We start from the raw sequence: 24983 nt of genomic DNA, 5'->3' as shown, positions 1-24983 counted from the left end.
TTAAGCCCGCCTGCCCGCAAGTGGCGCAGACGGGGCTTTCCCGAGGTTTACGGAGAGGAGGAATGACCGAACATGAACGACAGCTATCGCCGCAAAACACCCGAAGAGCTTCTGAAGGCCATAACGAAGCTGCATCACGGACGGCTCAAAATTTATATCGGTGCCGTCAGCGGGGCCGGCAAAACGTATCATATGCTGCGAGAAGGCCAGCAGCTGCGGAAGCAAGGCATCGACGTGGTCACCTGCGCCGTCTCCACGATGCAGCGGCCGGAGACGATGGAGCAGCTTGCCGAACTGGAACGAATCCCGAGCATTCATTGGCAAAAGGACGGGATAGAGCGCAAAGATCTTGATATGACGGCTATTAAAGCGCGCAATCCCGAGGTTGTGCTCGTGGACGGCCTTGCTCACCGAAACCGGCCGGACAGTCCCCTTCCCACCCGCCTCGACGATATTCGTCACTTGCTGGAATGCGGCATCAGCGTGATTACAACGCTTAACGTATATGAGCTGAACGGCGTATCGGACCTGGCCTTTCAGCTCACCGGCATCGAGGCCGAGCATACCGTTCCCGACGATATTCTGGAGCTGGCCGATGAAGTCCGATTAATCGACGTATCGCCTGAAACGATTCTAACCCGCTTGAATGAGGGGCATTTGCGCAACGCAAGCTCCCCCCATTTGCTGCTTAGAGGCAATCTCGGCAAGCTGAGAGAGTTAGCGCTGCGGCTGATGGCGGAGGATGTAAACGATTCGCTTGAAGATCACAGGAGACAGCAAGGCCTGGTAGGTCCGTCCGGCGCAGCCGAGCGGATCCTGGTTGCCGCCCAATATCACTGGAACGGCTCGATCCATATCCGGAGGGGCCAGCAGGTTGCCAGAAGGCTGAACGGGGAGCTCCTTGTCGTATCCTTCGTCAAAGCGGAGAAAGCAATGACGAAGGAATCAGCCGCGTTCAAGCGGTCCATTATCAAGCTTACCCAGAAGATTGGGGCAGGCTTTGAAGAGCTTGCCGTTCCCCATCTGCACCGGCGCCATCTGTCCGAGCAGATGGCGAGATACGCGATGGATCACGGCGTGACCCGCATCGTGCTCGGCCATTCAAAGCATACGCCGCTGCAGGAGCTGCTTCACGGCTCGGTTGTGAACGGCATTTTGCGCTATGCGCGCCATATCGACGTCTTTTTCGTTGCGGACCGCACCGAAGCTGAAGGCGAGCGTATCTTGCCGGCCAAGCATCGGACCACTCCGGAACCCGTCTACAAAAGACTTAGCCCTGCCGAGCAGCTTCAAACGACGAAACGGCTCAAACGGGGCACCTTCAAGGTCTATATCGGGGCCGCGCCAGGCGTCGGCAAAACCTACACGATGCTGAGGGAAGGAAATGTCCTTCTCCGCAAAGGCATTGATGTTGTCATTGGGCTTCTCGAGACGCATGGACGCAAGGATACCTTGGAGCAGATCGGCGATCTTGAGATGATCCCAAAAGCCACTATCCCTTATAAAGGAACGAAGCTTGCGGAAATGGATGTTCCGGCGATACTGAACCGTTTTCCGGAGGTTGTGCTCATTGACGAGCTGGCCCACACGAATGTGCCGGGAAGCCATTACAAGAAGCGGTACGAAGATGTCCTCGCCATTCTGGATGCCGGCATTTCGGTTATTTCAACCGTAAACGTCCAGCATCTCGAGAGCTTGAACGATGCGGTTGAGCAAATTACCGGCGTTAGGGTAAGAGAGACAATCCCGGACCGTATGCTTCGGCTGGCGGACGAAGTCGAGCTGATCGATGTATCGCCCAAAGCGCTGCAGGAGCGGATGCGGCAGGGAAAGATCTATCCGATGAACAAGGTCGAGGAGTCGCTTGGCGCGTTTTTTCAATTGGGCAATCTGATTGCCCTTCGGGAGCTGGCTTTACGCGAAATCGCCGATGACGTGGATGAACGGCTGGAGTCGTGGGAAAGAACGGGCGCGTTGCGCGGTCCCTGGCGGAGACAGGAGGTTATTTTCGTAGCCATAACCGATCTTGCCCAGGGTGAGCGGCTGATCCGCAGGGGCTTCCGAATCGCCTACCGGCTGAAGGCGGAATGGCATGTCATGGCCGTGGATAACGGCCAAGCGGATTGTGCCGCGACAGAACGCCGCTTGGAGGAGCTGCGGGAATTAACGGAGCAGCTTGGAGGTGCGTTTATCCGAAAAGAGATGAAGCAGACGCGCGATATTCCCGCTTTTCTGCTTACCCATGCCAACGCGCGAAAATCCACGCAGCTAATCGTTGCCCAAGAGAAAAAGGGCTGGCTTGCGCGGCTGTTCCGGCCATCCATTATGAAGAAGCTGCTGCAGGGCGGCCGGAACATGGACGTGATGGTGGTCAGTTGCCTTCCTTCGCAAGAGCAATAATATCCTTCGGATCGAGAATATGACGATCGTAATCGGTATAAGAGGTCTGAATCATGGCAAGGCCCACCTGACGCAGCGTGATGAGATGGTTAGGAAATATCGGCCGCAAGAGCGGATACAACCAGGTCAGCGCCCTTGCCCATTTCGGAATCCTTACCTGCCCTTTGCTCGGGTGCATGTAGCCCGGACGGAACATAAAGGCCCGGCGGAACGGCAGCTGCAGCAGGTGATTCTCGGTTCTTCCCTTCACTCTCGCCCACATGCTCCTGCCCTGCTCCGTGCTGTCCGTCCCGCCGCCCGTTACGTAACAGAACACCATATCCGGGTTCAGGGTGGAGAGCAGACGGGCAACATGCATCGTAAGATCGTAGGTCACGCGGGTATAATCGGCCTCCGACATGCCGATGGAGGATACGCCAAGGCAGAAATAGCAGGCATTGTAGCCTTCCAGCTCATGCTGGATAGGGGTCAAATCATGAAAATCCTGATGGATGATTTCCTGCAGTTTCGGGTGCGCAACGCCGCTAGGCCGCCGGGTAATGACAAGCACCTGCTCGACATCGGGGTGAATCAGGCATTCCATCAGAACGCCTTCTCCTACCATGCCCGTCGCTCCGGTCACAATCGCTTTAATTTTTGGTTTTGCCGGCTTCTCTTCCATCTCCCGCATCTCTCCCTTATTTGCAATCACTACAACCATTATGGCATAGGCAATAAACAGGTACAAAAAAAGGACGGAGCAGCTACCTTGCTGCTCCGTCCTTTTTCTAAGCTAGACCATCATTTGCTTCACAAGCTCGCGGTTTCGTTCTTTGAATAATTCATTATGGGATGAGACCATTCCGTACTTATTGGCTTCCGGTTGGATGTAGGATTTCGCTCTGTTTACCGCATTCGCCGCATCCTGGAAGCAGCCTGCAATAAGATGCAGCTTGCCGTCATGCATCAGGATATCCCCTGCCGCAAACATGCCCGGTACGGAGGTTTCGCCGCTTGGATTGCCCTTCACATACCAATTGTCGACCATCTCGATATTCAGCTTGCTGTTCTCGAGCAGAGAGGAATCCCGGTCGTAACCGTGATTAATGACCACCTCGTCAATCGACAGACGGGATACTTCGCCGGACTTGCTGTTCGTAAGCTCGACGTGTTCAACAAGCTCATCTCCGGAATTTGCCAGCAGCTTCGTAATTTCGGTATGGAACAAGCACTCGACTTTCGGGCTGTTCAGCAGCGTCGTTACATTCGCTTCATGCCCGGACAAGGCCTCTTTGCGATAGGTAATATAGATCTTCCTCGCGAATGGCAGGAGCTCCATCGCCCAATCCACGGCCGAATTGCCGCCGCCGGAGATCACGACGTTCTTGTCTTTGAATCTCTTCAATGATTTAACGGTATAGTGAAGGTTGGTTACCTCAAACTTCTCCGCGCCTTCAATCGCAAGCTTGGTAGGATTCAGAATGCCGCCGCCAACCGCAACGATAACGGTCTTCGAATAATGGATGCGTCCCGATGAGCCATGGAGCTCAAAGATATTGTCTTCGTTCTTGGTAATGGATTCGACCTTCTCATTCAGGACAACCTCAGGATCGAAGGTCAGCCCCTGTTTCACCAGTTGCTCGATCAGCTGCGCGCCTGGCGTTGGCGTTAAGCCTCCAATGTCCCAGATCATTTTCTCCGGATACACATGAACCTTGCCGCCCAGAAACGGCTGGAATTCGATCAGCTTTGTCTTCAATTCTCTAAGACCGCTATAAAAAGTCGAGTAAAGCCCCGCGGGACCGCCCCCGATTACCGTTACGTCATACAACTCTTCTTGCGTCATGAACGTTCCTCCCCGGAAAAGCACCGTCGTAATTGATTATCATTATCAACAGTATAAAGCTTTTGAGAATAATTTTCAATAAGCGGTTGACAATCGGACCGAATCCCTATAATTTAGTAAATGGCACTAATAGTGATAATCATTATCATTGAATGAGTGTTACATTGAGTCTATTGCTTTCGTTGCTTATGTATTTCATTCCAATATAAAGGAGTTCACACACCCATGAAAAAAGCAATTATCTCCCTCATGATGCTCTTCGTTATTATTCTGAGCGCATGCGGCAACAACAACTCTGGTAATAATGCCGGATCAGGAAACACGGCGGCAACAAACAACGCCGGGGCGGCAAACGCGTCCCCATCGGCGGACACGGCTTCCGAAGCAACAGGCACGATTACGTTCCAATCGGAGAGCGGTCCTATGGAAGTGCCTGCTAATCCGAAGCGTATCGTCGATCTTTCTTCTTATACCGGCAGCTTGATTTCCCTCGGTCTTACTCCTGTCGGCGTTACCTCCTGGGCGAAAGACAATCCCAACTTCGCCGAGCAGTTGAAGGATGTAACGGAAGTATCCGAAGATGATGTCGAGAATATTCTCGAGCTTGAGCCTGATCTGATCATTGGCACGGAAACGACAAAAAATGTGGATAAACTGAAGGAAATCGCGCCAACCGTTATTTTCACCTACAATAAAGTCGATTACCTGCAGCAGCATATCGAAGTCGGCAAAGCCGTTAACAAGGAAAAAGAAGCAACGGCTTGGGTAGAAGACTTCAAAACACGCGCCACTCAAATCGGCAAAGACATTAAAGCGAAAATCGGTGAAGATTCCACGGTTACCGTCATCGAGAACTACGACAAGGAATTGTATATGTTCGGAGATGCCTGGGGACGCGGCACCGAAATTCTGTACCAGGCGATGGGCCTGAAGATGCCTGAGAAAGTAAAAGAAATGACCTCGAAAGACGGCTGGTATGCTTTGTCCCTGGAGGTTCTTCCCGAATACGCAGGCGACTACATCGTCTTCAGCCAAAGCAAAGACACGGCGGGCTCCATTACGGAAACCGAAACTTACAAGAACATTCCGGCTGTGAAAAACAATCATGTTATCACGGCGGACGCTAGAGGCTTCTACTTCAACGATGCCTATACGCTTGACTATCAGCTGAACTTCTTCAAAGAGCAGTTCCTGGGGAACTAAGCCGATGACGCAGGAAACGAGACGCCCCATTCCTTTTGCGTTTAAACTTTTTGCAGGGATCGTTTTCTTTGTCGCAATCTTCTTCTTGGCCATGGTGTTCGGCGCTGCCGACACCACGGTCCATGATACATGGCTCGCGCTGACGTCACCCCACGATACTAGTGAAAAGGTGACGCTTTTGCGCGAAATCAGACTGCCTCGCGAGATTGCCGCAATCTTTGTCGGTGCGGCGCTAGCCGTATCCGGCGCCATTATGCAAGGCGTGACTCGGAATGCTTTAGCCGACCCGGGGCTTCTCGGCTTATCGGCCGGAGCGAATGCCGCTCTTGCGGCAACGGTTGCGCTGTTCCCTCAAATCAATTATTTCGGCATTATGATTGCCTGCTTTATCGGCGCGGCCCTTGGCTCCATCCTTGTCATAGGAATCGGCGCGGCGAAGCGAGGCGGCTTCTCCCCTATTCGGATCGTACTGGCGGGAGCGGCTGTTTCCACGTTTCTGTACGCCGTTGCCGAAGGCATCGGCCTCACCTTCAAGGTGTCCAAGGATGTCAATATGTGGACCTCCGGCGGTCTGATCGGAACGTCCTGGGGGCAGCTTCAGACGATTGTTCCGGTTATCGCAGCCGGCATTCTTATTGCCATTGCCATGTCGAAGCAGCTTACCATCCTTAGTCTTAGCGAAGACGTGGCGACCAGCCTTGGGCAAAAAACCGGTCTGATCAAAGGTATTCTGTTCACCGTTACGATTCTGCTCGCTGGCGCTTCCGTTGCGCTTGTCGGCAACCTGGCTTTCCTCGGCCTGATGATTCCGCATATCGTGCGGGCTATTGTCGGCCAGGATTATCGTTATTCCATTCCGATGTCCGTTTTCGCGGGCGCTTCCTTTATGCTCCTCGCCGATTTGATCGGCCGGACCATCAATGCGCCGTACGAAACACCTGTGGCGGCCGTTATTGCGGTTGTGGGCCTGCCTTTCTTCCTCATCATCGTTAGAAGAGGAGGCAAAGCGCTGAAATGATTTTATCGCATATGGTTCGAAAACAACGCATTATTCTCGGGGTCCTGCTTCTGCTTATCGTGGCGACCGTCATTGCAAGCCTTAGTCTCGGATACTCAACCTTAACCTTTAAAAGGCTGCTTCCGGTACTTTTGGGGGATGGCACGAAAAAAGAAAACTTTATTCTGTTCGACATACGGATGCCGCGCGTCATCATTACTTTGCTCGCCGGCATGGCGCTTGCCTTGTCCGGCTCCATTCTGCAAGGGGTATCCCGCAACGACCTGGCCGATCCCGGCATTGTTGGCATCAACTCGGGGGCTGGCGTTGCCATCACGGTCTTCTTCCTGTTCTTCCCGACGGAGGCCGGTCCCTTCGTGTATGCTCTGCCGGTTGTCGCCTTTATCGGCGGTCTGGCAACCGCGGTCCTTATAGCTCTTTTCTCCTGGAAAAAGCATGTCGGCATCCAGCCGGTCAGCATGGTGCTGACGGGCATCGGCTTCCAAATGGCGCTTAGCGGCGTCATGATCGTGCTCATCTCCTCGGCTGACCGCCAGAAGGTGGATTTTATCGCCAAGTGGATCGCGGGCGGCATTTGGGGAACGGATTGGGTCTTTATTAACGCCATGTGGCCATGGCTCGCCATCTTTATTCCGTTTACGCTCTACAAGGCAAACCGCCTTAACATTCTGGCGTTAAACGAACCCGTCGCGGTTGGGGTTGGCATCTCGCTGACCAGAGAGCGCCTTGTGCTGCTCTTCTCCGCGGTTGCGCTTGCGGCCTCCGCCGTATCCGTCACGGGCGGGATCGCCTTCATCGGCCTGCTTGCTCCGCATATCGCGAAGGCTCTGGTAGGTCCGCGAAATCAATTGTTTATTCCGATCTCCATTTTGTTTGGCGGCTGGCTGCTTGTTCTGGCCGATACGATTGGCCGTCAAATCGACATCGCGGGCGGATTGCCTGCAGGTATCGTGGTATCGCTGATCGGCGCGCCGTATTTCCTGTTCCTGCTGCTCAAGAAATGATTATAAAACTAACAAAAGGCTGCCCATGGGCAGCCTTTTGCAGCCTCCTCAGTTGTTCATGATGATCCTCGCCTCGTAACGAATCACCCACTCTTTCCAGAAAGCCTGCAGGTCAAAGCTCTCGGGCCGCTCGAATCTTTCTCCTGTAACCGTCAGATCCTGTATGCGGGATAACCGGTAAGCTTGCACCCCCTGATTGCTTTCCCCAACGAGAAACCAGATACCGGCTTTGGCTACAAGGCCGTAAGGCTTAACGGTTAAGCTTTTTTCCGCGCCGTCACGGCTCCGGTAGCTAATCTCCACCGCGGAAAGCTGCATGATCGACTCTTGAACCGCGGCAAAATGCGGCAAGGCCTTCTCTTCCTGCTGCCAGGAATCCGGGTCGATATGAATGCGCTGCCGGATCCAGACGGCATCCTCGCGGCTTTGCTCCGGCAGCGCCTGCATCAGCTTGAGCAGCGCGGAACGAAGGGCGGAGCCAATTCCGAGCTGATCCAACGATCCCTCCGCCGCATACAAGAACAAGGCCTGAATTTCCGGCGTCGTTAAGCCGTCAATCGGGCTTTTGTAATTAGGCGGAAGCGAGAATCCGCCGCCGGCACCGGGATCCGCGTAGACCGGAACGCCCGACAAACTGAGCGCATCCATGTCGCGGTAAATCGTACGCTCCGATACCTCCAGACGCTCGGCCAGCTCCGCGGCGGTCTTCTTCCCCTCCAGCTGAAGCAGCATCAATATGGATATGAGCCGGTCAGCCCTCATGTCCAGCTCTCCTTCCGACAGTTAATCTTGCTCTTATTATTAATCACTGACAATAGATGTCAAGGTTGATGTTGTACACTAGCAGCATAATCCACACTAAGAACGGAGCTCTGATTCCTATGATACGGGCACCAATACGGTTACAGATACAGAAGTGGAATAATTGGCTCGGTCACCATCCCACTTTAAGAAGATTACAGCTTATCGCCCTGCTCCGCAGTATTGGACAAGGCTTTGCGGCGGTCGAGACAAGCTTATATTTGAGGGATCTCGGCTGGAGCGGAGCTTCGATCGGAGGATTGTTCGCGGCAGCCGGTCTATTCCGTACCCTCATCGCAACCTTTACCGCGGAAATTAACGCCCTTCTTGGTCCAAAAAAATATTTGCTGCTGTATGAGGGCTTAACGGGAGCAGCAGCCTTAATGGTTATCCTATCAAGCCGTACGGTGCCGCTATGCCTGGCCGTCATCGCTGCCGGCTTTGGCATGGGCCACAGCGGATCAGGAGGCCCGGCGGCCCCCATAGAAAGGCGATGGCTTAGCGCCTTCTCCCGCAAGCTGACCATCCTCTTCGGCAAGCATGCGCTGCTCGGTTATGCGGGGATGGGACTTGGAGCATTTATCGCCTGTCTGACTCCCCTGCTCCAGATCCGGCTGCCGAATCAGGAAGCCTATCGGCTGCTATTTATCGTCCCCGCTATATGTGCCTTTGCCGGCGGCGCGCTCATCCTCACCATTCAAGGCGGAGCAAGGCGCCGATCGGCTACGGGCGAGGAATCCCGCCTTGCGGCTTCCGCATCGGCAGCGCCGCCTCCTTCGGTCAAATCGGCCATAAGCAGACGTATGTCCTTACTGCTGGCTGCAGGAGTCATTATGCTGGGCTTCCTCACTCTCTTTGCTAGGGGAAGCGCCAGCTTTCCGCTGCTCTCGGCATTAATGCCCGTACTGCTCTTCCTGCTGCTTATTGCCCTAGCCATGATTCGGGCAGCCGGCAGCTCGCCGGAAGAGATGGCCGGCATGATGAACATGGTACAGACGGTCGCGGTTACGCTGACCAGCACCATGAGTGCTTATTGGTTTTCCGAACGGTTTCGGGTATCCGCCACTGAGGTTGGATTGGTCATTGCTCTGTCTTATCTGCTAGCCGGGGCCTTGTCCTATGTCCTGATTCATGCTTCAGAACGAATGGGGCCAATCAAGCCGGTAGTCAGCCTGCAGCTGGCCGGCGCGGCATGCGTGCTTTTGCTGCCGCTCGCGCCTTCTTTTATTACAGCCGCGAGCCTCTATGCGCTGTGCAGCATGTTCAATCTTGGCACGCGTGGCACCCGATACGCCGTTATGATGGACGAACAGCCAATAAGGAAGCAGCGCTCCCCGTCCTCGCGATTAGCTTCTTTCCTAATCCGGCTTGGCGCCATTCTGTGGCCCGGTGCCTTTGGCCGCATGATCGATGAAGGCGAGCATATGCTTCCTTTCTTCCTGGCAGCTGCCGTTCAGCTATTCTCCACCTGGCGATTCAGCAAAAAAGAACAAACAAAGGCCCCCTTATCCTAAGGGGGCCTTTGCCTTTCGCTTTAAATCCTATTTATGAGGAAGCTGCTGTACGTAGCTGTCCGACAAGTGCAGAAGCTCAAGCGCTCTATTGTACTCGTCTTCGGTTACGCCGCCTTCCGTCGTTTCCGTGCCGTCGACCACTTTGTGGTTCGTGCCGTCTTTGTATTCGATACCCGGAACAAACAAGTTCTCGTTGTCGATTACCGAGCCGCTAGGCAGGAAGTGACGCATTGGAATCAGCTCGGAGCTTTGGTTCAGAAGATCTTCGCCAAAGTGAATCTGATTGGACAGCGACGCGCCTACCAGGTTCGCAACGGTTGGCAGAATATCGATCTGACCACCCACTTTATCCACTACGGACGGTTGAGTTACGCCCGGAACGTGCATAATAAGAGGGATATTAAACATTTCGGTATGACCGTAATCCGTGCCAAGCATTTCTTTCATGAGAGCTTTTTCGTTATCGTCCAGCGAATACAGCGGCAGACCTTGGTGGTCGCCGTACATGAGGACGATGCTGTCATCCCACAGACCGCTCGATTTCAGGCCGTCGATAAATTGGCCAAGCGCATAGTCCGCATAGTTTTGTGCTTTCAGATAACGGGTTACAAGGCTGTCATCCTTGAATTCCGCAGGAAGCTCAATCCGGTATTTCGAAGTCGGAATGTTGTAAGGGTGATGCGCGCTCATCGAGATGACTTGCGCATAGAACGGCTTATCCGCCTGATCCAGCTTCGCAAGCTCAGGAAGAGTCTTCGAGTACAATACTTCGTCCGAAGCGCCGAAGGCTACATGGTCTTCGTCGCCATAGAAGGCTTGATCGTAATATTTATCCCAGCCAAGAGCCGAGTACAGCTCCGTACGATTCCAGAACTCAACCGCGTTCGTATGGAATGTTGCGGTATAATAACCGTTCTCTTTCATCAGCTTCGGCAAGCTTGGCAGTGCTTTGTCGACGTTAACGTCTGTCGCTGCTTTATGCTTAGGCACGTACAGCGATGTATTCACCACATACTCCGCGTCGGAAGTCGTGCCTTGGCCGACCATCGTATAGAAGTTTTTGTAATGCGTAGCTTCTTGAACCAGCTTGTTCATGTTCGGCGTAATTTCAACGCCGCCAACTTTCAGGCCGATCAGGAAATCCTGGTACGATTCCATTTGAAGAATAATGACGTTTTTGCCTTTCGCGGCGCCAAAGTATTTCGGCGATGCCTGCTCGGTAATGCCTTTGAGCTCATCGATTTTGGCCTGCGTAATTTGGTTGATCGGCGTAATCGGCTCTTTCTCCATCATTTTATCAATGATGTTGTATACTTCGTAATCGAGAAGACCCATTTCTTCGGCCTGCTTGTTCTCGTTCATGCTCGCGCGGTTCGGCCATACGTTCACCAGGCAGACGACTACGGACAGGGCGAATACCGCCATCCACGCTTTGCTTCTTACCGGGCGCAGCTGCGCATCCTGGCGTGCTTTCCGGAATCTTGGCAGAATCAGAACGACCGAAATAACGATAATATCAAGGAAGATAAGCAGATAATAAGGATCCATCAGCGAGTAGGTGCTTTCCCCTACCTCAGCCATTTTGTTGGCTTGGCTTAACGCATCCGTATTGACGATAATGCCGTAATATTTGTAATACATCAGTATGGCGAAATATAAGGCCGTAAACAGTAAATTGACAATCATGTAGTAAAGCATCTTGCGCTTGCCGGCAAAAAACTCAATCAGGCAGAATACCGCGACAAAGAACGGAATCTCCGTCATAATGGTCAGCCACGAGAACCCGTTGCCGAAGACGACATCGCGGGCAACGATACTTTTGATCAACAGGATAATAACGAAATAATAGAATCTTCTATTTAAAAATCTAGTTATTAAAGACACCCTAGTCATCACCTTTCATTGTATTTCATTGGGAATCGCACAAAAGAACCTTCGGCTTTATCTCTGTAGCAGAAGGAGCTCTCCATAGATCTATTGTAAAATCCACATTCTCTTTCATGTGTTTATAAACATCCGGTTCGTTCAGGAGCTGTATCCCAACCGATTTGCTCATAATCGCATGCAAGGTAGTGGACAAGAATTGTCTCGACGCTATCCGGAAATCGAGCGCGCGAATCTCGCCTTTCTCGTGCCGGTCTCTCAGAAACTTCTCAAAAATGGCGCACTGCTCGCGAATCAGCGCCGTTAATTGCTCGGCTTCCTCGAAGCCCAGCAGGTCATTCTCCCGGAACAAAATCCGGGTTAAATCCATGTCTTCCGTAAACAGTTCGTACAAACGGCGCTTAATGGTGATCATCGCGTCCCGCAGGTCGAGATCCTCGATAACCCGTTGTATCTGCTTTATTCCTTCTCTGCGGTGCTCGAAGCTCTCACGTAGCAGCACCGCCATAATCTCCCGCTTGCCGCCCGGAAAATAATGATAAAGGATACCGTCTCCCATCCCGATCTTCCTCGTAATTTCTCGTACCGGGGTGCCGTGGTATCCTTTTTCCGCAAATAATGATTTTGCTGCTTCCAATATTTTTTCTCGTGTCTCAGCGGCCTGCTCTTTTCGGATGTTGCGAGTCATCGTCGCCACCTCCTTACTTCGTAAGCGTAAATTTCACTGAACGATCGCACAGCGAAATTTTAGCGCAAGGCCGAGGTGATGTCAATCGGTCTGCCAAAACATCACAAAATCGCCTAAACTTTTCGGTTATCTCTTACGACGGCGTCTTTTCTTTTCTCGAAATGTTCCTTGAATTCGACAAGTCCAATCTCGCAGCCGGGTCCGATCACAACTTGGTTCCCTCTTACTATATCAGCAATCGTATTTTCCAAATAGATATGATCTCCTTCCATAACTGAGACCGTTAACCTAGCGCTGGAAGAAGGTTTGAAAAAGAAGCTGAGAGGATGCAGCCACTTGGCTTTGCGAACTATTATATGTCCTCCGCCTATTTCATGTGCCTTGCAGTCCCGGTACAGATGAATTTGGAGCTTGCCCGCATTCAGCAAACCGCCGATTTCAAAGATGCCCCGCGCCGTAAACTGCTCGGCCTCGCAGTCGCCCAAGGTGTGCAGCATGCCCCTCAGCTTGATTTGCTCACTGTAGACATGATTCTTCGATTCAATCGTGCCCGCTATATTCAGCTCCCGCAGCTGAGTAGTCCCGCCAACGCTGACCGTGCCTGAAGTCTTGAGCTCTCCCCCGCGAAGTCCGCCCGATACCTCGCAAGTACCCACAATGTTCATTTTGTCGGCCGCTACCGTTCCGTCTACCTCCAGCGTGCCCACGCAGCTAAGCTTGGCGCAGCTTGTATCTCCTTCAATCATGCCTTCTCCGACAATTTTGACGCTGTTATAGGTACCGCCCATGACGCTGGAGCTGCCCGTGATTCTTAAGTTTCTTATTTCCTTTCCGGCCGCCTGCTGATTCATCAGATCTCCTCCTTTTCCGTTATCTTTGGACATGCTTGATGATCTTGGAGCTGCTATGCACATCAAGGCTTTGCTTATATTCCACGCTGCCGATGGTACAGCCCGGTCCGATTCGGACGATTCCCCCGCGCACGATATCCGCCGTCGTATACTCCAGATAGACGTTGTCCCCTTCTATGACTTCCGCGCTCAGCTTGTTGGCGAAGGGTCCCGGAACGGACTGCAGCCATTTGGCGAACCCTTTGCCGGGCTGCTTGCCGACATGAATGCTCTCGCCGCCAATCTCGTTGATATGACTGCTTCCCTGCAACGTCAGCTTTATTTGACTCGCATTCAACGAATCGATGTCCATCCGGCCGTTTGCTTCGAAGATCTCGGTCTCGCAGCTGCCTTTCACCGTTACCATGCCGTTCATGCGCATCTGTTCGCCCGTGACGGATCCGCCAAAGCTTACTTTGCCTTCAATGTTAAGCTTGTCGGCATGCAATCCCCCACGGATTGAAGACATGCCGTTGATAGAAGCCGTTACCGCCCTTACATGCCCCTGAACGTCGCCCTTGCCGTTAATCGACAATTCATAGCAGCGGACATCTCCTTCAATCTTGCCAACTCCCTCAATCTTCGCCAGATGAACGTCCCCGCCCCCGGATCTGCCGATTCCGGTAATAAGTATTTTTCGTTGTTTATCTCCCATTGTACGTTTTACACCTCCGTCATATCGCCATTAGCTTCAATTTTAATTGCTCGATCATAGCCGGCACATCCACTCGGAGAATGATCTTTACTCCGCTTTCGAAATGAATTTCGCCTCCGGATGGGACTAGAAGAAAGACGGACACGCCCATTTTGCGAAGCAGAATCAACTCGCATTGCTGCTCCTTGAACTTCTTGTAGTGCTCGAGGAAGGTTGGCAGCATCGTTTTGCCCTCATCCAGGCTGATCTCCCCCGTCTGCAGGCAGTAATCCAAAATGTAGACGCATAAGGTCTGCTCAAACGTGTACATTTCCGATTGTCCGATATAGGTTTCGGCTGCTTTCGAGGCGCTTAGTGAAACAATGTTTCGTTCTATTAATTCCTTCATTGATATCGAGATGGCCTTTGAGGCCGGCGAGAACATATCCGCCAGCTCATCCAAGGAAAGATCGTCCTTCATGTTAACGATTTTATCGATTCGGTCCAGGATCTTCTGCTTTGGAAAAAAGGTCTCTTGCCCGGTAAAAGCCGACTTGCGGATAAACCATTCCTCCGGCAGCAGGTTCTTCCGCTTCCAGCGGTACAACTGCCCGTATGAAATACCCGTAAGCTCCAATAAATCTTTCTTGGATATTAGTTCTTCCTCCATCATTCTACCTCCTTTGCACTCAATATAACATAACATTGTTACGTTGTTAAGTCAAAAAGGAAGCCGCCCGCAGAATTAGGCTTCTGCAAGCGGCTTATTTTTACTCTCCCCTCAGTTCCCGAGGTTCATACAGACAGCTTTTGAAATCCTTTTAATGGCCGCCCGCATGGTCGACATGCTTCACATGCTTATGGTTCGCTAAAATGAACAAGACCGAAACGATAACAAAACCTGCCCCCACATAGAAAGGAATATGCGGGTTGAACCATTCCGCCAGCTTGCCGGCGAAATAAGGGGCAATCGCGCCCCCGATAAACCGGAGGAAACTGTAGGCCGCCGACGCCGTCGAACGCTCGACGGGAGCGGCATTCATGACGCCAGTTGTAATCAGTGTATTATTGTTGCCCAGCAAGGCCCCGGCAAAAATAACGCTGGCGATAATGACCCATTGGGTATCCGTCCAGATGGCCATCGCAAGCAAGGTAAGACCAAACAACGTCAGCATAACCGCCATCGATTTGACCGTACCGAATTTGCGCTGAAGCCATGGCGCCATGAAGACGGAAGTAACGGCCAGCAAAATCCCCCAACCCAGGAACACGTAACCAAGCTCGTGGATGCCAAGCCCCATCACGAACGGCGCATAAGCCATAAGCGTGAAGAACCCGAAGTTATAGAAGCAGGCCGTCAGGCCAAAGACGACAAGCGGACGATGCCGCAAAGCCCGGAACGGATCAAGCAGCGAGGTTTTCTTCGCCGGTGCGGACGATGCCTTGGGAGCTCCCGCTGTTTTGGGCATCATAAAGATAATCGCCAGGAAGGCAACAACCATAAGACAGGCAACGCCGATAAACGGACCTCTCCATGAAATGGAGCCCAGCTCGCCGCCAAGCAGCGGACCTACCGAAATCCCGATGCCAATCGCGGCTTCATATAGAATGATGGCTTTTGTCACGCCGCTTTTGGACAAGGATACGATTGCGGTTAACGCCGTCGCTACGAAGAACGCATTGCCAAGACCCCAGCCGGCCCGATAGCCGACAAGCGCCCAAATATCGTTCGACAGCCCGCCGAGAAGCGAGAATACCGCAATAATGACGACGCCAAGAAGAAGCGTCCATTTGATGCCAATTCTTGAGGTCACTACGCCGGTGATCAACATCGCAACCGCCATAACGGCGTTGTAGCTGGTGAACAGCAAGCTTACTTCACTGGCCGATGCATGCATTTCTTCCGCAATAGCCTTCAGGATCGGATCGACAAGACCAATTCCCATAAAAGCGATAATGCCTGCGAAAAAGACGGCCCAGACCGCACGGGGCTGATTAAAGAAACCGCCTTTTTCTACGGATAAAGTTTTATTGGCAGCCGAGGCTGCCGGTTGAGATGAATTTGCCACGCTCATTCTCACTCCTGTTTATATTTCTTTTTGGCTTCGTTGATTCTGTCCTTAAGCTGGTAAATCTCCGACCGCATGTTCTTCATCTTCTCCAGCTTCTGGTCAAGCAGCTCCAGCTGCTTATCTACCGTCTGCTCAAGCTCGTCAATCTTCTGAAGACGCAGCCGGGTGTCCTCCGTCTGCCGGATTTCATCGCGCTGATTAATAAATTCCTCGCTCATCGACACGTATTGCTGCAACTCCTGCAAGGAGAAGCCCAGCACGTCGCGCGCGTTAATCAGCATCCTCAGCCGCTCCACATGAAAGTCGGTATACAAGCGGAAGCCGCCTTCGCTGCGCTCCGGCGGAGTTAACAAGCCAAGCTCCTCGTAATAACGAAGCGTGCGTTTCGTTAAACCAACCATCTTCGCAACATCCTCGATTTTGTAAAAGATCTTCATCGCCTCTTTCCTTTACTCTCTCTGCTAACTACTCTACACCCAAGTTAATGTTAACGTCAACGTTAACTTTGGAAAAATGACAAAGCTGGTGCCATCTTCCTCCGGGATAAAATTAAGATGCCCTTCGCTCCGCGGACTCATTCCGCGCTAGGCATAACAAAAAACCGGAGACGCCTCTAATGATTGCGTCCCCGGCTTGGCCGATTGGTTAGGGAAGTTGTGATGAACGTTATGGAACAAGAATGATCTTACCCGTGCTTTGACGGCTTTCGAGCAGCCGATGGGCTTCCGCGCCTTCCGCAAGCGGAAAAGCTCTGGGCTGCTCCAGCTTCAGACTTCCGTCCCGAAGCCAGCCGAACAATTCGCCCGCCCGGCGGATGCGGTCTTCACGCGACGTGACATGATTCCATAGATCCCCGCCCGTTAACGTTTTCGACGTATCCATAAGCATTCGCGGGTCTACAAAAGCCGGGTCTCCTCCCGCCATGCCGAAGAAAACAACCGCCCCTTTTATCCTCACAGCCGCAAAGCTGTCCATTAACGTAGAACCAACAGAGTCATACGCAACCGATACTCCTTCGCCGCTGGTTGACCAGTTCTTCGCCGCATCTACCCAATTGCTGCCGTAGAGCAGCGCTTCGTCGGCACCTGCCGCTAGCGCTGCTTCCCTCTTCACCTCGGAAGAGACAAGCCCCAGCACGCGCGCGCCCTGCCGCTTCGCAAGCTGCACGAGCAGCTGTCCGACGCCTCCGGCGGCGGCATGGACAAGCACTTCGTCGCCCGTCTGCACGCGATAGCTGTCACGCGTCAAGTAATGCGCGGTCATGCCCTGGAGAAGTACGGCCGCCGCAGTCTCGAAGCTGATATCGTCCGGAAGCGGTATCGCCTTCTCCGCCGGTACCAGCACCAGCTCCGCATTGGCATGCGGTACATCGCAGAAAGCGATCCGGTCGCCCCGTTTCAATCCTTCTGCGTCCGGACCGGCCTCCTCCACGATGCCCGCTCCCTCGTAACCCAATATATAAGGCGGATTCCCCGCCAGATGATAATTGCCCCGCCTGCGGTAAATGTCCGCGTAGTTCAGACCGGCGGCCTTTAGACGCACTAATACGGTTCCCGGTTTTACCTCCGGCGCGGGAATTTCCCTGTACGCGAGCACCTCCGGCCCGCCAAACGTTTCAAATACCAATGCCTTCATGCTATTCATCCTGCTGCCTCCGCATACGTGCTTAATATCACTCTTATCTTCCCCGGTTGAAGGTTAAATCTTCATCAAATTTAAATCGATCATCCGCATTCCAACGCAGCTACTTCGTAGCCATCATAATGCTCCCGAAATCGGTCGGATCATCAAAGGTTTTGCTCGCCACAGCTTTTCCTTCTCCGTTGAGAGCTTCAATCTTGTACGGTTTGTCCGCTGCAGCCGGAAGGAGGGCATACCAGATTATCTGCTGTACGCCTTCGCTAATCATCTTGGCGTTATATTCTCCGGCAGCCTCACCGCCTACGGTAACTTTGACACTAGCTATAGCGCTATTCGCAATCTGGCCGAATATAATCGGGAACGGGCCATTTATCCCTTTATACTTCGGTATACTCATGAAGTTTAAAGCTTCATTCTGATCGGCAGCAGCGGAATAGCTATAATTTCCACCATAGACCCATTTCCAACCCAGCAAGGTTTTCCGAACAAATTCAAGCTCCAGATTGTTTCCTTCTTTCTGTTCATTCAGCTTATTAAACAGCAGGAAACCTCCGGCAACAGGCTCCCGGTAAATGATATGGGTCCTTGCGTCGTTCCGGAATTTCCGAACGGCTTCCTCCGGGGTATTTCCCAGCGGAATTTTAATCGTTCCCGATATACCCGACGCGCGCGAATATCTCCAATCCGCGATACCGCCAGGCCGGTCATAAGCATACACAAATCCAATAAATAAAACCAAACATACCGCTATAGCAATTGCCGATCTCATGAGCCATATTTGCCTGACTGTACGTATTTTCGGATACATGATTGCCTCCTTGCTTTATGTGTGCGAAGCATGCTGAACCAATCCCGCCGAGCGGAATTCCTCCAGGAATTCATTCAGCCAGTCCTCGCCGTAATCAAGCGCGCCGGACTGGGTCGGGACGAAGAGGACATCAAGGCTCATGATCCAAAAACGCCGGACAAGCACAAACAGCTCCACTGCCTGCTCATCCTTTTCGGAAAAAGACCTTACGCTGCGGTATCCGGCCAGCAAGGCCTGCCACAGCTGCTCCTTGTTATCGGCGGATTGCCGCTTTCTGCTCCGGACTTGGGCAAGATCGTACGCCCGCCAGCCGGGTGCCGACCACTCAAAGTCAAAATGGGTGTAGCGTCCGCCCGTCTCAACGGCATTATTGTTGCCATGCATATCGCCGTGGCAGATGCCCCAATCCAGCCCGTCCGCTGCGGCGGAAGCAACTCTGTCCTGCAGGGCATCGGCATACTCGCGGAGAAATACCGCCGCCGGATGCTCCTTGCCAATATGGCGAATAATGCGCTGCAAGGATTCCTCCACCAAAAACTCCGTATTCAGCTCCCGGCGCGGAAGCTCAAGCCTGACCCGATCCATCGCCAGATGGAGCTGCGCGGCCGATTGCCCAAATGCGTAACAGCTCTCCTCGTCCTGCAGACGGTTCTCAACGCCTTCCACATACTCGAAAAGAACGGCGATCCGCTCCCCTTCCGGCGCGGCAATAACCGAATAGCGGGTGCCGTCCGCCTTTCTAACCGGCCGTGCTATCGAAGCTTCCGTTCCCGCCAGCAGCTCTTCCAATTGACCAAGAAGCTCCATCTCATAAGCGGCTTCTTCCTTCCCAATCTCCTGCCGGTAGATTCTTAATATATAGGTTCCCTTTTCGGTTTGCACGCGGTAGGTATCATTCAAGCCGCGGAGCCAATACACGCATTGGGCCCAAGGGCCAAGCTCATACTGCCCGCTAAGGCCGTTCATCAAATAATCGGGCGCCAGCACCGAGCTGACAGCCATCGGCTGATTGGTCATTTCACATCGGTCCCCTTCCCTATTTCAGTATCTCTATCATAAACGAGCATCACTTCCACATAAAGGAATTTAATTGTTTTATCCGTTTCTATCACGCCCTCCATCCGTTAAGATAGTAAGAGTAGACCCTACAAGGAGGAATAAAATGATCCCTGACCGCAAACGCCTTCGCGGGGATTGCGACAATTGCTTCGGGTTATGCTGCGTTGCGCTCCCTTTTGCCGCTTCGGCGGACTTTGCCATAGATAAACAAAGCGGACAACCCTGCCGCAATCTGCGGAACGATTACCGCTGCGGCATTCATGCCAAGCTTCGTCAGCAGGGCTTCCGGGGCTGTACGGTGTACGACTGCTTTGGAGCCGGGCAGAAGCTGTCGCAGCATACCTTCGGCGGGCGCAGCTGGCGGGAAGAGCCCCAAGCAGCAAACCTTATGTACGAGGTCTTTCCCGTGATGTGGCATTTGCAGGAGCTGCTCTGGTATTTAGCCGATGCGTTTGAGAATCCAGCTGCCCAGCCGCTTCGATCGGAGCTGCGTGCCGCTTGGGAAGAAACGGAACGCCTTACCGGCTTGGATGCGGAAGCTTTGCTCAAGCTGGATTTTGCCGCTCACCGGGCCGAAGTGAATACCCTGCTGCTGAAGACAAGCGAGGTCGTACGGGCTAAAGCGCCAAAGGCCAAGACCGATACCCGAAGAAAAAAACCGGTCGGACGCGGTGCCGACCTTATGGGCGCCAAGCTGCGGAACGCCGATCTTCGCGGCGCTAATTTGCGCGGGTCGTATCTCATCGCGGCCGATCTCCGCGGGGCCGACCTTCGCCATGCCGATCTGATCGGCGCCGATATGCGGGATACCGACCTGAGCGGGGCAGACTTAAGCGAAAGCCTGTTCCTCACCCAAGTTCAGCTCCAAGCGGCAAAGGGCAATGCGGACACCAAGCTTCCGCCCGCGCTTAGCCGCCCCGACCATTGGAGCGGCAAAAAGCCGGCCACGTCCTAAGACGAGACCGGCTTTTCTCCCTGCACCGCATTATTGATATTGCGCTGCAATCCGTTCCAAATACTCTTCAATCGGCAGTGAATTTCTCATATCCGTCAATTGATGGGCAGCTTCTCCGACCAATGTGCGGAACTGCTTGCTTTCTCCCAAGGCCAGACGGGCGATGGCATCCACAATCGTCTGCGGATCATCCAGCTCGCCTTCGGAAGATTTAGCCATCATCTCTTTTACTTTCGCGGTAATGTCGTCATAATCGGTAATCTCTTCGCTGTGGCCCCAGGCGATCTTGTTCACAAAGTTATTGCCCGACGATCCGCCCTGCTCCACCAGTCTCAGCTCAATCCCAAGCGGCTTCAGCTCGTAATACAAGCCTTCGATTAAGCCTTCCAGGGCAAACTTGGACATGTTATATAAAGAACCCGTCGGCACGGCTGTCGTTACGCCCATAAACGAGCTGATCGTAATGAACATCCCCGACTTATTCGCGCGAAAATGCGGGAGCATTGCGCGAATAACGTTAATGGGCCCACGCACGTTAACGCCGAACTGCCAGTCGATCGTCTCTTCCTTCGCCAGCTCCAAGGCGCCATAAGCGCCAACGCCGGCGTTATTGATGACAACGTCAATCCGTCCAAAAGCTTCAATCGCATCGGCTACCGCAGTCCGGACCTGCTCCACATCCGTAACATCCAGCTTAAACAGCTTCACATTGCTGTACTGCGTCAGCTCCGTCTCGTTCTCCGGCGTACGCATCGTAGCCGCCACATTCCAGCCCAGCTTGGCAAAATGGATCGCTGTCAGCTTGCCTAATCCGCTGCTTGTTCCCGTAATCAAAATCGTTTTATTCATTATGATTCTCTCCTCTAATTTTTAAATCGAATGTTCATTCTAGTGAATCCAGAAGCCGGCCATGGAAGGCCGCGACAGCGGAAGCCTGCTCGTCATTGATCGCGCTATCCTCTAATTGCTCCCTGCCAGCATATTTCTATCGCCTGCCGAATCCCGGCTTCGGTTAGATCCGAATTGCCCTGCAAATAACTTTTCACCATGTAGACCATGGAGCCGTAATGCATCTGGACAAGCAGCTTGGGGTCCATTTCCCGGAACAGTCCTTGCTCCATAGCCTCCGCGTAAAGCTTGTTCATCGGCGCGCACCAGCCGCCGTTGTAGGCTTTTTGCTTCACCTCTTCGTAAATATACGGCGAGAAGGAGTACTGCTCGATGAACTGGAAGCCCTCCGGATACTGCCGGCTGGTCTCGATTACGCGTTCCCAGCCCCAGATGAACCGCTCCCGGATCGTTCCTTCCCGGTTCAAGCCTTCCTGGACGAATTGGCCGTTATACGCAACGATAGCCGTGTACAGCTCGTTAATAATTTCTTCCTTGCTGCTGAAGTAATGATAAATGCTGCCCGTCGATACTTTAGACTCCTTGGCGATAAGCGCCATCGAAGTAGCTTGAAGCTCTTTGCGGATAATGATCTGCAGCGTTGTCTCAAGCACGGCTTTCTGCACTTTGTTGTATTGTTCGAACATGTTGCTTCCTCCAACAAGTTAAGATCCACTAGATAGAACGTTCATTCTAGTGCAATTATGTACCTTGCGACTGCCGCTGTCAACTGGTAAGGAGTAGTATGCCTCGCACTCCGGCAATTACTCAAGCTCTAACGAACTTATCGTTAGAGCCCGCTACACAAAAAAGCGGCTACCCTAAGCCATTTCGGCTGGGGAGCAGCCTATTCTCATGTACCATAAGCGGCCTGCAGCCGCGCTGCCACTTTTTCTTTCTCCCGAACCAGGTCCTCCACGAAGGTATTGCCGTTACGCCGGTTAAACGCTTGAGCCAGGCGCTCGATCTCTTCATCCAGCCAGGCTAAAGTGACGGTCTCCGCCTCGGCAAGTTTTTTCCTCCGTTTGCCTTTGCTCCATTCCCTCAGGAAAATACGGACGGACAGCATATATTGCAGCCGGTCCCATCCAAGCTTGCTGCCTAGACCTAGCCGGATCGTCTGCTCATAGAGCTTGACGGCCTTTGGCATATCCGTTACGGTGAAAAACTGCAGGAAGGTGCCGTATTCCTCCAGATAGGACGGCCCTTTAAGGGCTCGGTAGGCTTTTTTCGCGGTCTCCAATGCCCGGTCGTATTCCCCAAGCTTAAGCAGCGGCATCATCATTTCGCTGTACGTGCTCTCCGGGATCGATCGGCAGGACAGCTTGCCATCAAGGATAGGCTTCAGAGATTGGAGCCCTTTTTTATGATGATTAATCGCAAAATGATAGCTGCCGAACATGTTCTGCTCGCAGGCGCTGCAGTCCGACAACGAATCCCGCTTCGCGGCTCTCCAGCTCTTGTAGTAATCTGCCGCTTCGGCAAGCTTCCCCTGCCATAGCATGAGACTAAGCCGCTTCTGGTAGTAAACCCGGAGACTATAGCCGTAAGCGATGCATTTCTCCTTAAAATCCTCGTAAATCCGCTCAATCTGCTCCAGGCTTAATTCCGGTATCCGCCACACGTACCCAAGCACCCATTTATAATGCCACATGATATAAAAGTTCGAATACGCGCCCGGATTGTTCTCGAATTTGGACAAGCACCAGGAGAAGGAGACCAGCATTCGCTCCGGACAACCGCATTCCGGTGCCGCATTGGAGTAGTCCATTCTCGCGTGATAAGCCTCTTCTTCCGTCATATACCGGTCGGCGACGCGAATCATCTCCTCCAGAACGGCCAGCTTCTGCTTGCCGTCCGGCATGGACCATGTTGAGCGCCTCAGCTCATGAAAACGGTTCTTCATCGGCCGACCTCGGCGTTCCGGTCAAGGCCCATATTCATGAATTGGAGCAGCGACTCGTTCATCAGCCTCAGCTCCTCGCTGCTCAGCGGGTGGTTCCCCATTAGCAGAGCCTGCGTGTATAACAGCTCGATGCTGTTCTGCTGGAGCTTAAGATCTCCGGATGCGATGGCCTTGCGGACAATCGGGTTATTGTAGTTGAAGCACAGCCTTGCGTAAGGCTTCTCGTACAACTCATCCTTGATCACGTGTATAACCTCGGCAAACAGCGGGTTGGCCTGCTCCTCGCTCTCCTCCATCATTTTAAAGAAGTTGACCTCCTGATTAATGTTGAAGAGAACCGGAATGTCCGCAGGCTCGAACCATTTGATGAGCGAGCGGCATTGATACGGCGCAAGCAGACGGTCCGCCAGGTCCAGGAAAGGCTGTACTTCATCCCGCTCGCTTCGGCCGAGCGATTCGAAGCGGCTGGAGAAGCTGAGAATATCGAGCACGCTGACCTGCACCTGCTCGTCAATGGAGGGAAGCTTTCGAATCAGCTCCAGATCATGGACGTAGCCGCCGTTAATGACCATCATGTTCTTGGCCTTCGCCACGCGGGCTACCTGCCTGAACTCGTCAAAGCTGGAAGTGACCATAACGGTACGGTGATTGCGCAATATATCGGCCATTTTTAGATCGCCAAATGACGTTTCGAAGCTCAAATGCAGGATAAAGAGCTCATACAGCTCCTCATCCTCGGCAGCCATCGTTTTGAGCGAAGCATAATGAATGAGGACAATCCGCGCGAACAACTCCGGATCTTTGTCGGCGAGCTCTAGCAGATAACGCTTGATACAGACGCCAAGCTCATCCCGTACCGCATAGAAAAGGTCGTTTTCCTGGAAGGACTCCCTCGACGCGGTAGGCCGCAGGCTGTTTGTGTTAATGATGCCATTAACGAAAAAGGCCCATGACGGCAGCATGTTGTTCATTTTGTCCGACAGCAGGACGCGCTTCAGGTACGCCTTGTGGCGTTTCTCATCCTGCAGGCTGACGGAATAAGGCAATATGTAAGCAATCCCTTCCGTGTCTCCGATCAGAGACTTCAAAGGGATAATATCCATCGGTTTCTCGTACTCGCTGTCCTCGATATAGGAGATCGCTTCTGCTTTGCCCATGCGCCAAGGAGGAGTCGTATCGTTGATTTGCCGGCTGTCCTTGTCCTCCGTCAGCACGATTGGCGTCTCCAAATATTTGCCGAACCGCTCGAGCTGCTGATACATCTTGTACCACTCGGCGTATTCCTCGTATTCCGGCTTCAGCTTGAGATACACCGTCGTTCCGATCGGAACCGTTCTCTTCAGCTTATTCGTGACATAGGTGCCATCCGCCTTGCCTCGCCATTCCAGCGAATCTCCCTCGAGGGCAGACCGGGTAATAAGCACAATCTCGTCGCTGATGACGAAGCAGGACAGAAGACCAACGCCGAACTGGCCGATATAATCGTCCGCCGAATCCTGATCCGCTTTCTTCGTTGTGCTTCCGATCCGCGCCAGAAACTGTTCGATTTCCGATGCCGTAAGACCAATGCCGTTATCCATGAAAGAGATCGTATGCGAGGACGGGAACAGCTCTACCGCTACCTTCCCCTCCGCTATATGTCCAAGTCTCTTTCTCGCCGTCACCGCATCCACCGCATTCTGAAGCAGCTCGCGGACGAATACGCCCGGATCGGAATATAAATGATTGGATAAGAGATCGATAATGCCCTGCAAATTCACTTGAAAATTCATATTGCCCAAACTCTCACCCCA

The 24983-nt window shown here is 52.9% G+C and carries 23 protein-coding genes; 6 read left to right on the top strand and 17 right to left on the bottom strand.

The genetic code is table 11. The annotated features are described in order from the left end of the window. Positions 1–72 precede the first annotated feature (72 nt). On the top strand, positions 73–2400 hold the full coding sequence (locus tag CFI03_RS04465; protein WP_248756596.1) for a histidine kinase: 2328 nt from the start codon (positions 73–75) through the stop codon (positions 2398–2400). Here CFI03_RS04465 and CFI03_RS04460 read toward each other — a convergent pair. Together CFI03_RS04460 and CFI03_RS04455 are read right to left on the bottom strand one after the other, a co-directional pair. Beyond that, positions 2372–3061, bottom strand: a complete 690-nt coding sequence (locus CFI03_RS04460) for an NAD-dependent epimerase/dehydratase family protein (protein ID WP_248756595.1) — start codon at positions 3059–3061, stop codon at positions 2372–2374. The genes CFI03_RS04465 and CFI03_RS04460 overlap by 29 nt on opposite strands. A gap of 111 nt (positions 3062–3172) precedes the next feature. Next, positions 3173–4225, bottom strand: coding sequence for an NAD(P)/FAD-dependent oxidoreductase (locus tag CFI03_RS04455; protein WP_248756594.1), 1053 nt, complete (start codon positions 4223–4225; stop codon positions 3173–3175). A 225-nt stretch (positions 4226–4450) separates the two neighbouring features. Here CFI03_RS04455 and CFI03_RS04450 point away from each other — a divergent pair, with 225 nt between their 5' ends. Genes CFI03_RS04450 through CFI03_RS04440 form a run of 3 tightly spaced genes read left to right on the top strand, consistent with a single transcriptional unit; the run spans position 4451 to position 7450 of the window. After that, positions 4451–5428 (top strand): iron-hydroxamate ABC transporter substrate-binding protein, encoded by a 978-nt coding sequence (locus CFI03_RS04450; protein WP_248756593.1) that lies wholly within the window; start codon positions 4451–4453, stop codon positions 5426–5428. A 4-nt stretch (positions 5429–5432) separates the two neighbouring features. Next, positions 5433–6446: a FecCD family ABC transporter permease gene (locus CFI03_RS04445; protein WP_248756592.1), complete on the top strand. Its 1014-nt coding sequence runs from the start codon at positions 5433–5435 to the stop codon at positions 6444–6446. Beyond that, complete coding sequence (locus CFI03_RS04440; protein WP_248756591.1) at positions 6443–7450, top strand: FecCD family ABC transporter permease; 1008 nt, start codon at positions 6443–6445, stop codon at positions 7448–7450. The genes CFI03_RS04445 and CFI03_RS04440 overlap by 4 nt, the downstream gene beginning before the upstream one ends. Positions 7451–7498: 48 nt before the next feature. Here the strand turns inward: CFI03_RS04440 and CFI03_RS04435 are convergent, their stop codons facing one another. Next, a complete protein-coding gene (locus tag CFI03_RS04435; RefSeq protein ID WP_248756590.1) occupies positions 7499–8212 on the bottom strand; it encodes a helix-turn-helix transcriptional regulator in 714 nt (237 codons plus the stop codon). A gap of 119 nt (positions 8213–8331) precedes the next feature. Between CFI03_RS04435 and CFI03_RS04430 the strand changes: the two genes are divergently transcribed. After that, entirely contained in the window at positions 8332–9765 is a 1434-nt protein-coding gene (locus tag CFI03_RS04430; RefSeq protein ID WP_248756589.1) for an MFS transporter, read from the top strand. A 27-nt stretch (positions 9766–9792) separates the two neighbouring features. Here CFI03_RS04430 and CFI03_RS04425 read toward each other — a convergent pair whose 3' ends face one another. The 10 genes from CFI03_RS04425 to CFI03_RS04380 form a co-directional block, all read right to left on the bottom strand. After that, a complete protein-coding gene (locus CFI03_RS04425; RefSeq protein WP_248756588.1) occupies positions 9793–11658 on the bottom strand; it encodes an LTA synthase family protein in 1866 nt (621 codons plus the stop codon). A gap of 16 nt (positions 11659–11674) precedes the next feature. Next, positions 11675–12337 (bottom strand): TetR/AcrR family transcriptional regulator, encoded by a 663-nt coding sequence (locus CFI03_RS04420; protein ID WP_248756587.1) that lies wholly within the window; start codon positions 12335–12337, stop codon positions 11675–11677. 113 nt (positions 12338–12450) lie between these two features. Beyond that, positions 12451–13188 carry a hypothetical protein gene (locus CFI03_RS04415; RefSeq protein WP_248756586.1) on the bottom strand — a complete coding sequence of 246 codons (738 nt, stop codon included), beginning with the start codon at positions 13186–13188 and terminating at the stop codon, positions 12451–12453. Between the two features lie 19 nt (positions 13189–13207). After that, positions 13208–13882, bottom strand: coding sequence for a polymer-forming cytoskeletal protein (locus tag CFI03_RS04410; RefSeq protein WP_201002736.1), 675 nt, complete (start codon positions 13880–13882; stop codon positions 13208–13210). A 19-nt stretch (positions 13883–13901) separates the two neighbouring features. Continuing rightward, positions 13902–14531: a YhbD family protein gene (locus CFI03_RS04405; protein ID WP_201002738.1), complete on the bottom strand. Its 630-nt coding sequence runs from the start codon at positions 14529–14531 to the stop codon at positions 13902–13904. Positions 14532–14682: 151 nt separating this feature from the next. Then, positions 14683–15936 (bottom strand): MFS transporter, encoded by a 1254-nt coding sequence (locus CFI03_RS04400; protein WP_248756585.1) that lies wholly within the window; start codon positions 15934–15936, stop codon positions 14683–14685. Positions 15937–15938: 2 nt separating this feature from the next. Then, positions 15939–16370, bottom strand: coding sequence for a MerR family transcriptional regulator (locus tag CFI03_RS04395; protein WP_248756584.1), 432 nt, complete (start codon positions 16368–16370; stop codon positions 15939–15941). Positions 16371–16599: 229 nt separating this feature from the next. Next, positions 16600–17568, bottom strand: coding sequence for a quinone oxidoreductase family protein (locus CFI03_RS04390; RefSeq protein ID WP_248756746.1), 969 nt, complete (start codon positions 17566–17568; stop codon positions 16600–16602). Between the two features lie 109 nt (positions 17569–17677). After that, the gene (locus tag CFI03_RS04385; RefSeq protein ID WP_248756583.1) at positions 17678–18382 is read right to left on the bottom strand and encodes a hypothetical protein; all 705 of its coding nucleotides are present in this window, start codon (positions 18380–18382) and stop codon (positions 17678–17680) included. 15 nt (positions 18383–18397) lie between these two features. Further along, positions 18398–19399 (bottom strand): phosphotransferase, encoded by a 1002-nt coding sequence (locus tag CFI03_RS04380; RefSeq protein ID WP_248756582.1) that lies wholly within the window; start codon positions 19397–19399, stop codon positions 18398–18400. Between the two features lie 145 nt (positions 19400–19544). Between CFI03_RS04380 and CFI03_RS04375 the strand changes: the two genes are divergently transcribed. Continuing rightward, positions 19545–20396, top strand: a complete 852-nt coding sequence (locus CFI03_RS04375) for a pentapeptide repeat-containing protein (protein WP_248756581.1) — start codon at positions 19545–19547, stop codon at positions 20394–20396. 30 nt (positions 20397–20426) lie between these two features. On the opposite strand, the gene CFI03_RS04370 is transcribed toward CFI03_RS04375, so the two are convergent. From CFI03_RS04370 to CFI03_RS04355, 4 genes are all read right to left on the bottom strand, one after another. Continuing rightward, positions 20427–21245 (bottom strand): SDR family oxidoreductase, encoded by an 819-nt coding sequence (locus CFI03_RS04370; protein ID WP_248756580.1) that lies wholly within the window; start codon positions 21243–21245, stop codon positions 20427–20429. Between the two features lie 104 nt (positions 21246–21349). Then, the gene (locus tag CFI03_RS04365; RefSeq protein ID WP_248756579.1) at positions 21350–21931 is read right to left on the bottom strand and encodes a TetR/AcrR family transcriptional regulator; all 582 of its coding nucleotides are present in this window, start codon (positions 21929–21931) and stop codon (positions 21350–21352) included. Positions 21932–22137: 206 nt separating this feature from the next. Further along, positions 22138–23190 (bottom strand): hypothetical protein, encoded by a 1053-nt coding sequence (locus CFI03_RS04360; RefSeq protein ID WP_248756578.1) that lies wholly within the window; start codon positions 23188–23190, stop codon positions 22138–22140. Next, on the bottom strand, positions 23187–24962 hold the full coding sequence (locus CFI03_RS04355) for an HSP90 family protein (RefSeq protein WP_248756577.1): 1776 nt from the start codon (positions 24960–24962) through the stop codon (positions 23187–23189). Before CFI03_RS04355 ends, CFI03_RS04360 begins: the two co-directional genes overlap by 4 nt. Positions 24963–24983: the final 21 nt, after the last annotated feature.

The sequence above is a fragment of the Paenibacillus sp. ATY16 genome (genome assembly GCF_003399985.2).
In the GTDB taxonomy this organism is placed as follows: Bacteria; Bacillota; Bacilli; order Paenibacillales; family Paenibacillaceae; genus Pristimantibacillus; species Pristimantibacillus glycanilyticus.
Note: the sequence above shows the minus strand (reverse complement) of the source record. Positions and strands in the feature narration are given on the sequence as shown.